This window comes from Aeromonas sp. 130281 (assembly GCF_056642115.1).
In genome coordinates this window covers 113,715-127,942 of sequence record NZ_JBWVQS010000007.1, presented here as the reverse complement: position 1 = coordinate 127,942, position 14,228 = coordinate 113,715, and the positions used below count along the sequence as shown (strand labels likewise).

The window sequence follows — 14,228 nt, the reverse complement described above, 5'->3', positions numbered from 1 at the left end:
TATTGTGGGCGGCGGCTGCTTTAGAATGGCGACCCCAAAGGAGAGCCCATGACCGCCATTGCCGACACCTTGCCCGATACCCCCCTTGCCCTGCTGCAGGCGGTCTTCGGCTACCAGCAATTTCGGCCGGGCCAGCTCGAGATCATCGAGCAGATAGTGGCGGGGCGCGATGCCCTGGTGCTCAAGCCCACCGGTGGCGGCAAGTCGCTCTGTTACCAGATCCCGGCCCTGCTGCGGCCCGGTCTCGGGGTGGTGGTCTCCCCCCTTATCTCGCTGATGAAGGATCAGGTGGACAGCCTGCGCGCCAACGGTGTGGCGGCCGTCTACATCAACTCGGCCCTGAGCCGGGAGGAGATGATCCAGAACTTTGCCGCCATGCGCCGCGGCGAGATCAAGCTGGTCTATGTCTCCCCCGAACGGCTGCTCCAGCACGAGTTTCTGGATCGACTGGCGGAGCTGCCCCTCGGGCTGTTCGCCATCGACGAGGCCCACTGCGTCTCCCAGTGGGGCCACGATTTTCGCCCCGAATACGCGGCGCTGGGGCGGCTCAAGCAGTGGTTCCCCCAGGTGCCCGTGGTGGCGCTCACCGCCACCGCAGACGAGGCGACCCGCAGCGACATGCTGCATCGGTTGGAGCTCCACGATCCCTTCATTCACACCGCCAGCTTCGACAGACCCAACATCCGCTACAGCCTGGTGGAGAAGTTCAAGGGGGCGGAACAGTTGCTGCGCTATGTGCAGAGCCAGAAGGGCAACTGCGGTATCGTCTACTGCTCCAGCCGCAACCGGGTGGAGGAAGTCGCAGAGCGGCTCTCCCGCCACGGCTGCAAGGCGGCGCCCTATCATGCGGGCCTGCCGCTGGATCAGCGGTTACGCACCCAGGATGCCTTCCTCAAGGACGACGTCGAGATAGTGGTGGCGACGGTGGCGTTCGGCATGGGGATCGACAAACCCAACGTGCGCTTCGTGGTGCACTACGACATCCCCAAGAACATCGAATCCTACTATCAGGAGACCGGCCGTGCCGGCCGTGACGGTACCCCCGCCGAGGCGCTGCTGCTGTACGATCCCGCCGACATTGGCCGGGTGCGACGCCTGCTCGACAACATAGAGAATCCCCAGCAGTTGCAGGTGGAGCAGTACAAGCTCAACGTGATGGCGGCCTTCGCCGAGGCGCAGACCTGCCGCCGTCAGGTGCTGCTCAACTATTTTGGCGAGTACAACGACAAGCCGTGCGGCAACTGCGACATCTGCCTGGATCCCCCCAAGAGCTATGACGGCACCGAAGATGCCCAGAAGGCGCTCTCCTGCGTCTGGCGGGTGGGGCAGAACTTCGGGGTGGGTTATGTGGTGGAAGTGCTCAGGGGCTCGCTCAACCAGCGCATCAAGGATCATGGCCACGACAAGCTGTCGACCTACGGCATCGGCAAGGATCAGAGCCACGAATACTGGATGAGCGTGATCCGCCAGCTGATCCACAAGGGGCTGCTGACCCAGAACATCACCCGCAACCTGGTGCTGCAGCTGACCGAGGCGGCCCGCCCCGTGCTGCGCGGCGAGACGACGCTGGCCCTGGCGGTGCCGCGCTTGCAGCCCATCTCCAGCCGCAAGGAGAAGCGCAGCGGCCTGCTCGACAATGCCAACTACGACAAGCGGCTGTTCAAGGAGCTGCGGGCCCTGCGCAAGCAGATTGCCGAGGATGAAGAGGTGCCGCCCTACGTGGTGTTCAACGACGCCACCCTGGTGGAGATGGCACAGCTCATGCCCATGACCGAGGACGAGATGCTGGCCATCAACGGTGTCGGCCACCGCAAGCTGGAGCGCTTCGGCGAGGCCTTTATGGACCTTATCATCGAGTATTGCCGCCGCTAGGGTCGACCCTGGTGGAGCTGGGGTCAGCGGCGATGCCGATGACCGAGGACGAGATGCTGGCCATCAACGGTGTCGGCCACCGCAAGCTGGAGCGCTTCGGCGAGGCCTTTATGGACCTTATCATCGAGTATTGCCGCCGCCAGGGTCGACCCTGGTGGAGCTGGGGTCAGCGGCGATGCCGATGACCGAGGACGAGATGCTGGCCATCCACGGCGCCGGTCACCGCAAGCTGGAGCGCTTCGGTGAGGCCTTTATGGACCTTATCATCGAGTATTGCCGCCGCTAGGGTCGATTAGCGCAGCGTAATCGACCGCATCGGGGATAGGGTGCCGCCAGGCTACTTCAGGCTGGCGTAATAGGCCGCCAGGTTCTCCATATCCGCCTCGGTCAGCATCGCCATGAAGGGGACCATCAGGGGCTCGGTGCGGCTGCCCTCCTTGAAGGCTTTCATCTGTTTCAGCAGATAGGCAGAGTTCTGTCCGGCCAGATGGGGATAGACGGGGACACTCGCCTTGCCATCCACTCCATGGCAGGCGGCGCAGACAGTAGCCTTGGCCTTGCCCGCTTCGATGTCGGCGGCCTTGACCTGATGTCCCCAGGCCAGTGCCAGCAGGGGCAGGGCATATATCCATTTTTGCATTGTTTTCTCCGTGAAATGAAATAGCGCGATCGCCTGTTAGCCTGTGCGGGCAGACGGCGGTATAAAGAGTGACACGAGCATACGCAGGGACAACCCCCATCACCATGAAGTTGATCAACACTTTCGCCACCGAACTGCCCTGGGCCTGCGAGCCCGTGGTCCCCCAGCCATTGCATGCCCCCAGGTTGCTGCATCTGAACCGTGCACTGCTTGGGGAGCTGGGGCTCGGTGAGGTGAGCGAGGCAGACTGGCTCGCTTGCTGCGGACTGGGGCAGCCGTTGCCGGGCATGCAGCCGGTGGCCCAGGTCTATGCGGGGCATCAGTTTGGCGGTTACAGCCCGCGCCTGGGGGATGGCCGCGCCCTGCTGCTGGGGGAGCAGCAGGCGCCGGATGGCCAGCGCTGGGATCTGCACCTGAAGGGGGCGGGCAAGACGCCGTTTTCCCGCTTCGGCGACGGCCGCGCCGTGCTGCGCTCCAGCATCCGCGAATACCTCGCCTCAGAGGCGCTCCATGCCCTCGGCATTCCGACCACCCGGGCCCTGGTGCTGGTGGGCAGTGACGAACCCGTCTACCGGGAGCAGGTCGAGAGCGGGGCGACAGTGCTGCGCACAGCGCCCAGCCACCTGCGCTTCGGTCACTTCGAGTACTTCGCCTGGAGCGGCCAGGGGGAGAAGATCCCGGCTCTCATCGATTATCTGCTGCGTCACCACTTTCCCGAACTGGAAAGCGGTGCCGAGCTGTTCGCCGAGGTGGTGCGCCGCACCGCGCGCCTCATCGCCAAGTGGCAGGCGGCGGGCTTCTGTCACGGGGTGATGAACACAGACAACATGTCCCTGCTCGGGCTGACCCTGGATTACGGCCCCTACGGTTTCATCGATGCCTACGTGCCGGACTTTGTCTGCAACCACTCGGATCCGGGTGGTCGCTACGCCCTGGATCAGCAGCCGGCGGTGGGTTACTGGAACCTGCAGAAGCTGGCCCAGGCGCTGGCTGGCCACGTCGATGGGGATGCGCTGGCGGTGGCCCTGGCCCAGTACGAGCATCAGCTGATGCTGCACTACTCCGAACTGATGCGCGCCCGGCTTGGCCTGGAGACCTGGGAGGATGAAGATCCTGCCCTGTTCCGCCAGCTGTTCCAGTCGCTGGCGGCACATCGGGTGGACTATCACCTCTTCCTGCGTCGCCTGGGTGAGCTGACCGCCCAGGGGGAGTGGCCCGCCGCTTTGCTGGCGCTGCTGCCGGACCCGGCCCCCTGGCAGGAGTGGCTCGAAGCCTATCGGGCCCGGCTGGCCCGTGAAGGGAGCCAGGATGCGGCGCGCAAGGCGCGGATGGATGCCGTCAATCCCAAGTACGTGCTGCGCAATGCCCTGGCCCAGCAGGTGATAGACGCCGCCGAGACGGGGAACATGGCGCCGTTCGAGCGGCTGTTTGCCGCCCTGCAGCGCCCCTATGACGAGCAGCCGGAATACGAGGATCTGGCGACCCCGGTTCCCCAGTGGTATTGCGGTGGCGAGCTCTCTTGCAGCAGTTGAGGAACAACAGATGAGCTGGCGTGTCATGCAGACGGATCGGGAGGCCGGGGTGGTGTTGCTGGCCTGCCCGGGCCTTGACTGGGACAGCTTCCCGGCTCTTGCCAAAGAGCTGGTCGAGGGGTGGGAGCTTATACCGCTCGAGCGGGAGTGGGGAGCGGATCGCCACAGCTGGCTGCTGGAGTTCGAAGGCAGCCGGTTGCGGCTGGAGTATGAGCAGCACAGCGGCTGCTGGCTGGAGGCGACGCACCCGGACGACAGGGAGGTGGTGCTCTGGCTCGGCCGTCAGCACTCAGCCGCCTCATAGCATAAGGATTGAACTATCCGCGTCGGGGCGTATAATCTCGCCCCTCAATTATCGCCATGGTGGCGGTATGGGTTCCCTAACCCCATTAACCAAAAAGGTCACAACATGAATCTGACCCCTGCTCAGCACCAGACGGCGCTGGTGCGTCTCTCGTTGTTCCACATCCTGATCATCGCCAGCAGCAACTACCTGGTGCAGCTGCCGATCACCATCTTTGGCTTCCACACCACCTGGGGTGCCTTCAGCTTCCCGTTCATCTTCCTGGCCACCGATCTGACGGTGCGGATCTTCGGCGCCGGGCTGGCCCGCAAGATCATCCAGACCGTGATGCTGCCAGCCCTGGCCGTTTCCTATGTGCTCTCCGTGCTCTTCTTCGAAGGCAGTTATCAGGGCATGGGCAACCTGGCGGAGTTCAACCTCTTCGTGGCGCGCATCGCCCTGGCCAGCTTTATGGCCTATCTGGTGGGCCAGTTCATGGACGTGGTGGTGTTCAACCGCCTGCGGCTGCTCAGGGCCTGGTGGGTGGCACCGGCCGCCTCGACCCTGTTTGGCAACCTGGTGGATACCATAGCCTTCTTCAGCATCGCCTTCTGGCGCAGCACGGATCCCTTCATGGCCGAGCACTGGGTCGAGATCGCGACCGTGGATTACGTATTCAAGCTGCTGATAAGCCTGGGATTGTTTGTTCCACTCTACGGCGTGCTGCTGCGCTACCTCAGCCGCAAGCTGGTGGGGGAGGCCGGCCTGGCCAGTCTGCAAACGGCCACACGACAAGCCTGACGAGAATGACCACCCGAGCGGTGGTCATTTTTTTTGCACTTTTTACAAATAAGGCTTGCACAGTTAAATGAGAATGATTATTGTTACCTTGTTTTCCGGGAAAGACTTCATTCGTTCCAACGTGATGGACTTCTTGTGAAGGCACGACATTGCTCACATTGCTTCCAGTTAAGGGGCCAGTTGTTTACTGGCCCTCTTTTTTTGTCTGTTTTTCAGCAAGTTGCAGCCATAAAAAATGGGAGCCAAGGCTCCCATCTTCAGTCTGTGTCGGCTTATTCGATGTCGAGCGCATCGGGGGAGAGGATCACCCCTGTGGTGTCGGCATAGAGGTGATCGTCCGGCAGGAAGGTGACACCGCCGAAGTTGACTGGCAGATCCGTCTCTCCCACATCCTTGTGGTCGGCACCGACCGGGATGGCGGCCAGGGCCTGGATGCCGATGTCGAGATCTTCCAGGATGTCGACCTCGCGCACGCAGCCGTAGCAGACGATGCCTTCCCACTCGTTTTCCGCCGCCGTGGTGGCGATCTCGCTGTCGATCAGGGCCCGGCGCATGGAGCCGCCGCCGTCGATCAGCAGCACGCGGCCGACGCCGTTCTCTTTGACGACTTCACGGATGAGACCGTTCGATTCGAAGCATTTGACCGTGGTGATGACGCCGCCGAAAGAGGCACGGCCGCCGAAGGAGCAGAGCATGGGTTCGAGTACATCCACCATGTCCTGATAGATGTCGCACAGTTCTGAAGTGTTGTATTCCATTGTGTCAGATCCACCGCTGGAAACAGGTGGATCCAGTATAAGGAGTGGGGTTGGCATTTCAACGACTATTCCTTGCCCAGAGGCGGTAATCCCCGTTTTTGTCGCGGCGACGCCCCCGGATTCCTGTGTGGGACAAGGGCCTGCCCTCCGGGCCTGCCGGGGTCTGAGGCCACCAGGATGCCGGGCACCCTGGTGGCTGCCATCTGGGGCTAGAGCAGGAACAGGGTCGCGAGACCGAGGAAGATGAAGAAGCCGCCGGTGTCGGTGATGGCGGTGATCATCACGCTGGCCCCCACCGCCGGATCCCGCCCCAGCCGACTCATGGTCATGGGGATGATGACCCCCATCAGGGCCGCGACCAGCAGGTTCAGCACCATGGCGAGCGTCATGACGGCGCCCAGGGCCGCATCCTGATAGAGGAAGTAGGTCGCGACCCCCATGGTGCCGCCCCACACCAGGCCGTTGATCAGCGCCACCCCCAGCTCCCGCCACAGCAGGAAGGAGACGTTGCCCGGCTGGATGTGCTGCAGCGCCAGGGCTCGCACTATCATGGTGATGGTCTGGTTGCCCGTGTTGCCGCCAATTCCTGCGACTATGGGCATCAGGGCCGCCAGCGCCACCAGCTGCGAGATGCTGTGCTCGAACAGGCCTATGACCCTGGAGGCCACGAAGGCTGTGCAGAGGTTGAGGGCGAGCCAGGCCCAGCGGGTCTTGACCGCCTTGGCGACAGGGGCAAACACGTCTTCTTCCTCGCTGATCCCCCCCATGCGGCGCAGATCGGTGTCGCTCTCCTCATAGACCAGGTCCACCACTTCGGCGACGGTGAGCCGCCCCATCAGCTTGCCCTTGCCATCCACCACGGCGGCGGAGACGAGATCGTCCCGCTCGAAGGTACGGGCGGCCGCCTCGTCGTTGTCTTCCGGATCGAAGGTGATCGGATCCTTCTCCATCACCTCGGCTACCAGGGTCTCGGGTCTGTGCAGCAGCACTGTGGTGAGCGGCAGCTCCCCCTGCAGCCGGTTGCGCCTGTCGGTGACGAACAGCTTGTCGGTGTTGGCGGGGATCTTGCCGAGCTGGCGCAGATAGCGCTGCACAGTCGCCAGGCTTATGTCGGCCCGTACCGTGATCAGCTCGAAGTCCATCATGGCGCCGACCGTGTGTTTGCCGTAGCGGATCACCTCCCGCACCCGGTCGCGCTGGTCGGGGGCCATGGAGGTGAGCAGTCGGCCCATCAGGTTGCGGGGCAGGTACTGGCCCAGATAGATCTGGTCGTCGATGTCGAGGGTGCGCAGGGCATGCAGCAACTCCTTGTCGCTCATGCCGCTGATCAGGCTGTCCCACACCGTCTCCGACGCCTCCACCAGGATCTGGCCGTGGCGCTCCGGGTCTACCTGCTGCCAGAGCACGTGGCGCTCGTCCGGCGGCAGGGACTCCAGGGCATCGGCGACGTCGGCGGCCGGCAGGCTGTTGACCAGGCGCGTCAGCTCGCTGGTCTGATCCCGCAGCTCGGCGTCCTGCACCCCTTGGGGATCGAGCAGGCTGTCGGTGAGGGCATCGTCGGCCAGCAGCAGGGTGAGGATGCGGGCTCTGTCGTGTTCACGCTGTTTGGCGCTGTTCTTGGGGGGGAGAGACATGCAGCAAGATTCCTGAATTCGGTTGGCCGGATGGCCTTGCTCCATAGGATACCAAATTCAAAACAAGAGGTTATGACAGTAAATGCAGGAAAAGAAACGCCACCCTGAGGTGGCGTTGGCATATGAAGCGATATCAGGCCGAAGCCAGGGCCGCGTCTGCGGCACATCCTTGCCCGAACCAGGCGAGCTGGTCCGCCAGGGTCACCACGGATCCCACCATGATAAGGGCCGGACTCTCGACCCCCACCGCCAGCGCGGGCAGCTCATTCAGGGTGCCACGGATGACCCGCTGGCTCGGCTGGGTGCCGCGTTCGATCAGCGCCACCGGGGTGTCGCCCCCCTTGCCGTGGGCCAGCAGTTGCTCACGGATCACCGCACAAGATGAAAGCCCCATATAGAACACCAGGGTCTGCTTGTCTTTGGCCAGCAGGGGCCAGTCGAGATCCTGGGCCCCACCCTTGCCGTGGGCGGTGACGAAGCGCACGCTCTGGGCGTGATCGCGGTGGGTCAGGGGAATACCGGCGTAGGCGGCGCAGCCGCTCGCCGCCGTGATCCCCGGCACCACCTGAAAGCCGATGCCGCTGCCGACCAGCGTCTCCAGCTCCTCGCCGCCACGGCCGAAGATGAAGGGGTCGCCCCCCTTCAGCCGCACCACCCGCTGCCCTTTCTTCGCCTCCTCCAGCAAGAGCTGGTTGATCCCCTCCTGGGGCACGCAGTGGTTGCCCGCCTGCTTGCCGACGAAGATACGCTTGGCGTCCCGGCGCACCAGCGCCATCACCTCGTCCGAGACCAGTCGGTCATAGACCACCACATCCGCCTGCTGCATCTGGCGCAGGGCGTGCAGGGTGAGCAGACCCGGATCGCCGGGGCCAGCCCCCACCAGCACCACCTCGCCAGCGGTCTGGCTCTCGTCGGCAAACAGGTTGTCGGCGAGCTGGTTGGCCGAGGCGCCATCCCCCCGCGCCAGCGCCTGACCGAGCCGATCCGCCCCGAGCAGCCGCTCCCAGAAGCGGCGCCGCTCCCCCATGCTGGCAAAGCGCGCCTTGACCCGCTCCCGCAGGCTACCGGCAAAGGTCGCCACGGCCCCCAGATGTTGCGGCAGCAGGGCTTCCAGTTTTTCCCGCAACAGCCGGGCCAGCACCGGCGCCTTGCCGCCGGAGGAGATGGCCACCATCAGCGGCGAGCGGTCGATGATCGACGGCATGATGAAGCTGGAGCGCTTCGGGTCATCCACCACGTTGGCAAAGATCCGCGCCCGGTTGGCGCTCTGGTAGACCAGCGCATTCACCTCGCGCCGATCGGTGGCGGCCACCACCAGCCACTTGCCCGCCAGTTGTTCCGATGCAAATTCACCGGCCAGCCACTCGATGCTGCCGTTGGCAGCCAGTTCCGCCAGCTCGGGGTCGAGCTCGGGGGCGACCACGGTGAGCTGGGCACCGGCATCCAGCAGCAGGCGCGCCTTGCGCTCCGCCACCTCGCCGCCGCCGACCAGCAGCACGGGTTTGTTGTCGAGTCGGCAAAAGATGGGCAAGTAGTCCATGGGGCCTCCTGATTAGGCTGCTTTGCGCTGGCTGGCGCTGGCGTCGCTCACCGCCACCGGGCGCTCCGCCTTGGGGGTGGCATACCAGTAGCCGAGGCCCATGAAGAGGGCGCCGGAGACGGTGTTGCCGAGCGTCACCCACAGCAGGTTGTGGCCGATGCCGCCCAGGGTGTAGGCCTCGGAGTGGGCACCAAACCAGGAGAGGGCGAACAGGGTCATGTTGGCGACCGAGTGCTCGTAGCCGGAGGCGATGAAGGCCAGCAGGCACCACCAGATGGCGATGAACCTGGCGGCACCCTCGGTGCGCAGCGCCATCCAGATGGCGAGGCAGACCAGCCAGTTGCACAGCATCCCCTTCATAAACAGGGTCAGGGCCGGTGCCTGGGTCTTGGCCAGCGCCACCTTGTGGGCCAGGCTGCCCGCGTCCGGCAGCAGGCTGCCGCCGTAGGAGTAGATCAGCGCCACTGCTATGGAGCCGAGCAGGTTGCCGGCCCAGGTCTGGGGCAGAATGCGCAGCAGATCGGCCATGGTGATCTTGCCGCTCTTCACCCCGAAGGTGAGGAACATGGTGTGGCCGGTGAACAGCTCGGAGCCGGCGATGACAACTAAGGTGAGGGCTATGCCGAAGGTGGCCCCCATCACCAGCGGACGCACGCTGGGATCCACCAGGTTGCCGAGGGTGAAGATCAGGATGATGCCCAGGCCCACATAGGCCCCCGCCATGGCGGAGCTGAGCCAGAAGCCGAGCTTGTCGCTGCGCTCGAAGCGGTTGATGCGGGCCGCGTTGGCGGCGCACTTGTTGATGGTGTCTGTATACATCTTTGTTTCCTTCAAGAGGGCCGCCCGCGGGCAGCCCTTGATATGCATGGTGTTAGACGGCGACCCAGACTTGCTGGTCGCGTACTTCAACGGGGTAGCTTTGCACCGACATGGCGGCGTTCTCGAGGCAGTGACCATCGCGCAGGCGGAAGTGCTGCTTCTTGAGCGGGCTGGCGACCCAGAGTTCACCCTCGTGTTCACCAACAATGCCCCGCGACAGCACGTTGGCGGCGAAGAAGGGATCCCGGTTGTCGATGGCGAACACCTCGTCCGCTGCGCTCGGGCGGAACAGGGCGATCTGGCGACCTTCAATGAGTGCGCACACACCGGTTCCCGGCAGGATGTCGCTGAGTTGGCAGGCGAATTTCATGATTGAACCTCCACATCGAGCGAAACAGGCATATTCTGGCGCCCCTCGATCAGAGCGCAGACACCGGTTCCCGGCAGGATGTCGTTGAGTTGGCAGGCAAGTATCATCATTTGGTCTCCACCTCGATCTGGTAGACGGGGATGCGCTCGGCCGGGGTCGCCGGTCGATGCTGGTCGCGCTCGGCGACGAACTGAACGTCCGGGTCGCGCTTGTCGCTGTTGATGAAGTGGCTGAAACGCTTGAGCGCTTCCTCTTCGTTGAGGGTGCGCGACCATTCGCATTCGTAGCTGTCGATAAGGCGCTGGATGTCGCGCTCCAGCGTCTCGGCCAGCCCCAGCTTGTCGTGGACTATCACCTCGCGCAGGTAGTCGATCCCCCCTTCCAGGTTGCCGAGCCAGACCGAGGTGCGCTGCAGTTTGTCGGCGCTGGTGACGTAGAACATCATAAAGCGGTCGATCAGCTTGATCAGGGTCTCGCGGTCGAGGTCAGACGCCAGCAGGTCGGCGTGACGCGGCTTCATGCCGCCGTTGCCGCCCACATAGAGGTTCCAGCCCGCGTCGGTGGCGATGATACCGACGTCCTTGCCCTGGGCTTCCGCACATTCGCGGGTACAGCCGGAGACGCCGAACTTCATCTTGTGCGGGGTGCGAATGCCCTTGTAGCGGTTCTCGAGGAAGACCCCGAGGCCGACGCTGTCCTGCACGCCGAAGCGGCACCAGGTGCTGCCGACGCAGGTCTTGGCCATGCGCAGCGCCTTGGCGTAGGCCTGACCGGTCTCGAAACCCGCCGCCAGCAGCTTGCGCCAGATGGCGGGCAGATCATCCTTCTGGGCACCGAACAGGCCGATGCGCTGGGCGCCGGTGATCTTGGTGTAGAGCTTGTAGTCGCGGGCCACTTCGGCCACCGCCAGCAGCCCTTCCGGCGTCACTTCACCGCCGGCCATGCGCGGGATGACGGAGTAGCTGCCGTCCTTTTGCATGTTGCCGAGGAAGATGTCGTTGGTGTCCTGTAGCTGGGTATTGAGCGGGCTCAGCACATAGTCGTTCCAGCAGGAGGCGAGGATGGAGCCGACGGTCGGTTTGCACACCTCGCAGCCATGGCCCTGACCGTGTTTGGCCAGCAGCTCGTCGAAGCTCCTGATCCCCTCCACCTTGACCAGGTGGAACAGCTCCTGACGGGAGTGGGGGAAGTGGGCGCAGAGGTGGTTGTTGACCTCGATGCCCTGCTTCACTAATTCTGCGTTGAGCACCTGGCTGATGAGTGGCACACAGCCGCCGCAGCCGGTACCGGCCTTGGTGTGCTGCTTGATGGCGGCCAGGGTGGTGTGACCCTCGGCGACCGCCTGGGCTATGTCCCCTTTGGAGACGTCGAAGCAGGAGCAGATCTGGGCGCTGGCGGGCAGGGCATCCACCCCCAGGGTCGGCTTGGCACCGGCGTAGGCAGGCAGGATCAGGGTATCCGGGTGGCTCGGCAGCGGCATGGCGTTGAGCATCAGCTGCAGCAGGTTGCCGTAGTCATCCACGTCACCGACCAACACGGCGCCGAGCAATCGGCTGTTGTCTTCGCTCACCACTATCTTCTTGTAGACGCCGGCCTGGTCGTCCTGGAACACATAGCTGTGGCTGCCCGGGGTGCGGCCATGGGCATCACCGATGGAGCCGACGGAGACGCCGAGCAGCTTGAGCTTGGCGCTCATGTCCGCCCCCTCGAAACGGCTGTCGCCGCCGAGCAGATGGTCGACGGTGATCTGGGCCATCTTGTAGCCCGGCGCCACCAGCCCGAAGAAGCGGCCCTGCCAGGCGGCGCACTCGCCGATGGCGTAGATGTCGGGGTCTGAGGTGAGGCAGTGATCGTCGATCAGTACGCCGCCACGCGGGGCTATGGCCAGTTCGCAATAACGGCCCAGGGTGTCCTGCGGGCGGATGCCGGTGGAGAAGACCACCACGTCTACTTCAAGCTGGCTGCCATCGGCGAAGGCGAGGCGATGCTGGGCATCGCGGCCGCCGTGCATCAGGATCTCGCTGGTGCTCTTGCTGGTGTGAACCTGCACGCCCATGGATTCGATCTTGCGGCGCAGCAGCTGGCCGCCCTGACCGTCGAGCTGCTCGGCCATCAGCACAGGGGCAAACTCCACCACATGGGTCTCGAGACCCAGCGCCTTGAGGGCGCCGGCGGCTTCGAGGCCAAGCAGGCCGCCCCCGATCACCACCCCGCTCTTGCCGCTCCTGGCGGCGCTGCGGATGGCTTTGAGATCCTCGATGGTGCGATAGACGAAGCACTCGTGGTGCTGGCTGCCCTGGATGGGCGGCACCCAGGGGTAGGAGCCGGTGGCCAGCACCAGCTTGTCGTACTCGACCACAGTGCCCTTGTTGGAGTGCACCTCGCGGTTGGCCCTGTCGATTTTTTTCACCGCTTCGCCGAGCAGCAGGCGGATGCCGTGCTTGTCGTAGAAGCCGGGTTTGACGAGGGAGAGATCTTCGCTGGTGTGGTGGGAGAAGTAGGAGGAGAGATGGACACGATCGTAGGCGGGACGGGGTTCTGCACCGAAGACGGTGATCTCGTAGCGGCCCGGGTCGGCCCGCTCGATCAGCTCTTCGATGAAGCGGTGCCCCACCATGCCGTTGCCCACAACGACCAGTCTGACTTTGCTCATAGTTGCCTCAAGTTTGGAGTAATAAAACATCATTCTGAGGCTAGGCTACCGAGTCGGCGGGGGCGGTCGATTGATGCAAATCAAGTGTCTATTTATATATCTCCTCAGGGGTAATTCGAGGAAATTCAAACTTATACATAAATGGGTATGCCAGTTGACGGTTTCCGTGCCCGGCGCGGCCCCGGTTGAGTGCCGGCCTGGCGGGCAAGAGGCCGGCCCCTGGCAGGGGCCGGGTCATCAGGCGATATGGCGGCGGAACATGGCCAGCGCCAGGGAGAGGGTGACACCGGCGATGGCGAGCAGGGGCCAGAGCAGGGGCCAGGCCGCCGACCAGCCGAGATCCTTGAGGAAGACCCCCTTGAGCAGCAGGATGAAGTGGCTGAGGGGATCCATGGCCGCCAGCCACTGGAACAACAGCGGCATGTTCTCGATGGGGGAGACATAGCCCGAGAGGATCACCGCCGGCACCATGAAGGAGAAGACCCCGAGAAACGCCTGCTGCTGGGTCGAGCAGAGGGACGAGACGAAGAGCCCTATCCCCGCCAGCGCCAGGCCGTAGCAGACCATGCCCGCCATCAGCAGCGTGGTGCTGCCGCCAAACGGCACCTGGTAGAGGAAGCGGGCCGCCAGCGCGACTATGGTGCCCTGGCCCACCGCCACCAGAATGCCGGGTACCGCCTTGCCCGCCATGATCCAGCCCGGGGTGAGGGGGGAGACCAGCAACTGATCGAAGGTGCCCTCTTCCCGCTCCCGCGCCACCGACAGGGCGGTGACGATGAGGCAGCCTATGGTGGTGATGATGGCCACCAGGGAGGGGAGCACGTGCCAGCGAAACTCGATGTTGGGGTTGTAGAGGTGGCGCACCGTGAGCGTAGGCAGCCCCTTGCCCTCGCTCTGCCAGCGGGCGATCACCTGATTGATGTAGCCCGCCGCCACCTGGCCCCCGTTGGAGCGGCGCCCGTCGATGATGAGCTGCACCTTGGCGGTGTCGCCACGCGCCAGTCGGCGGGAGAAATCCTGCGGGATGATGAGGCCGATCAGCGCCTGCTGCCCGGTGATGGCACTGGTCATCCCCGCCTCGCCCGCCACCGTCATCACTGTGGTGAAGGCGGGCATGTGGGTGAGTCGCTCGATGAGCTCCCGGCTCTGCGCCCCCCCATCCTGGTCGTAGATGGCGAGCGTGTTGCCGGTCACCTCCAGGGTGGCGGCGAAGGGGAAGAGGGCGGTTTGCAGCAGCACCGGCATGATGAGCAGGAAACGCCCCTGGGTATTGCCCATCAGGGCCTGCAACTCTTTTCGGATCAGCCACCAGAGTCGGATCAGCAT

At 64.2% G+C, this 14,228-nt stretch carries 13 protein-coding genes and 1 pseudogene; 6 read left to right on the top strand and 8 right to left on the bottom strand.

Annotation, left to right across the window (positions count from 1 at the left end; translation table 11 throughout):
• The first annotated feature begins 48 nt into the window (after positions 1-48).
• From recQ to AC1IN8_RS17315, 3 genes and pseudogenes are all read left to right on the top strand, one after another.
• The gene (recQ, locus tag AC1IN8_RS17325) at positions 49-1,872 is read left to right on the top strand and encodes an ATP-dependent DNA helicase RecQ (RefSeq protein WP_025328715.1); all 1,824 of its coding nucleotides are present in this window, start codon (positions 49-51) and stop codon (positions 1,870-1,872) included.
• Between the two features lie 2 nt (positions 1,873-1,874).
• A pseudogene (locus tag AC1IN8_RS17320) lies at positions 1,875-2,057 on the top strand (HRDC domain-containing protein); the annotation flags it as partial.
• The gene (locus AC1IN8_RS17315) at positions 2,048-2,158 is read left to right on the top strand and encodes an HRDC domain-containing protein (RefSeq protein ID WP_479759850.1); all 111 of its coding nucleotides are present in this window, start codon (positions 2,048-2,050) and stop codon (positions 2,156-2,158) included. The pseudogene AC1IN8_RS17320 and the gene AC1IN8_RS17315, both read left to right, overlap by 10 nt.
• 51 nt (positions 2,159-2,209) lie before the next feature.
• Here AC1IN8_RS17315 and AC1IN8_RS17310 read toward each other — a convergent pair whose 3' ends face one another.
• On the bottom strand, positions 2,210-2,512 hold the full coding sequence (locus AC1IN8_RS17310) for a c-type cytochrome (protein ID WP_139438022.1): 303 nt from the start codon (positions 2,510-2,512) through the stop codon (positions 2,210-2,212).
• Positions 2,513-2,616: 104 nt separating this feature from the next.
• Here AC1IN8_RS17310 and AC1IN8_RS17305 point away from each other — a divergent pair, with 104 nt between their 5' ends.
• The 3 genes from AC1IN8_RS17305 to AC1IN8_RS17295 all read left to right on the top strand — a co-directional run bounded on the left by AC1IN8_RS17305 (position 2,617) and on the right by AC1IN8_RS17295 (position 5,128).
• Entirely contained in the window at positions 2,617-4,044 is a 1,428-nt protein-coding gene (locus tag AC1IN8_RS17305) for a protein adenylyltransferase SelO (protein ID WP_479759847.1), read from the top strand.
• Between the two features lie 10 nt (positions 4,045-4,054).
• On the top strand, positions 4,055-4,348 hold the full coding sequence (locus AC1IN8_RS17300) for a DUF3630 family protein (protein WP_479759845.1): 294 nt from the start codon (positions 4,055-4,057) through the stop codon (positions 4,346-4,348).
• Between the two features lie 105 nt (positions 4,349-4,453).
• The gene (locus tag AC1IN8_RS17295; protein ID WP_247627556.1) at positions 4,454-5,128 is read left to right on the top strand and encodes a 7-cyano-7-deazaguanine/7-aminomethyl-7-deazaguanine transporter; all 675 of its coding nucleotides are present in this window, start codon (positions 4,454-4,456) and stop codon (positions 5,126-5,128) included.
• Between the two features lie 272 nt (positions 5,129-5,400).
• Here the strand turns inward: AC1IN8_RS17295 and rraA are convergent, their stop codons facing one another.
• The 7 genes from rraA to AC1IN8_RS17260 all read right to left on the bottom strand — a co-directional run bounded on the left by rraA (position 5,401) and on the right by AC1IN8_RS17260 (position 14,228).
• Positions 5,401-5,886: a ribonuclease E activity regulator RraA gene (rraA, locus tag AC1IN8_RS17290; protein WP_005328442.1), complete on the bottom strand. Its 486-nt coding sequence runs from the start codon at positions 5,884-5,886 to the stop codon at positions 5,401-5,403.
• A gap of 209 nt (positions 5,887-6,095) precedes the next feature.
• Positions 6,096-7,520 carry a magnesium transporter gene (gene mgtE / locus AC1IN8_RS17285; protein WP_202047648.1) on the bottom strand — a complete coding sequence of 475 codons (1,425 nt, stop codon included), beginning with the start codon at positions 7,518-7,520 and terminating at the stop codon, positions 6,096-6,098.
• Positions 7,521-7,653: 133 nt separating this feature from the next.
• Positions 7,654-9,060, bottom strand: a complete 1,407-nt coding sequence (gene cysG / locus AC1IN8_RS17280) for a siroheme synthase CysG (RefSeq protein WP_479759843.1) — start codon at positions 9,058-9,060, stop codon at positions 7,654-7,656.
• 12 nt (positions 9,061-9,072) lie between these two features.
• Complete coding sequence (nirC, locus tag AC1IN8_RS17275; protein WP_479759842.1) at positions 9,073-9,879, bottom strand: nitrite transporter NirC; 807 nt, start codon at positions 9,877-9,879, stop codon at positions 9,073-9,075.
• Positions 9,880-9,931: 52 nt separating this feature from the next.
• Positions 9,932-10,249, bottom strand: coding sequence for a nitrite reductase small subunit NirD (gene nirD, locus AC1IN8_RS17270; protein WP_323884269.1), 318 nt, complete (start codon positions 10,247-10,249; stop codon positions 9,932-9,934).
• A 106-nt stretch (positions 10,250-10,355) separates the two neighbouring features.
• Positions 10,356-12,902 (bottom strand): nitrite reductase large subunit NirB, encoded by a 2,547-nt coding sequence (gene nirB, locus AC1IN8_RS17265; protein ID WP_479759840.1) that lies wholly within the window; start codon positions 12,900-12,902, stop codon positions 10,356-10,358.
• Positions 12,903-13,139: 237 nt separating this feature from the next.
• Positions 13,140-14,228, bottom strand: a complete 1,089-nt coding sequence (locus AC1IN8_RS17260) for an ABC transporter permease (RefSeq protein WP_479759839.1) — start codon at positions 14,226-14,228, stop codon at positions 13,140-13,142.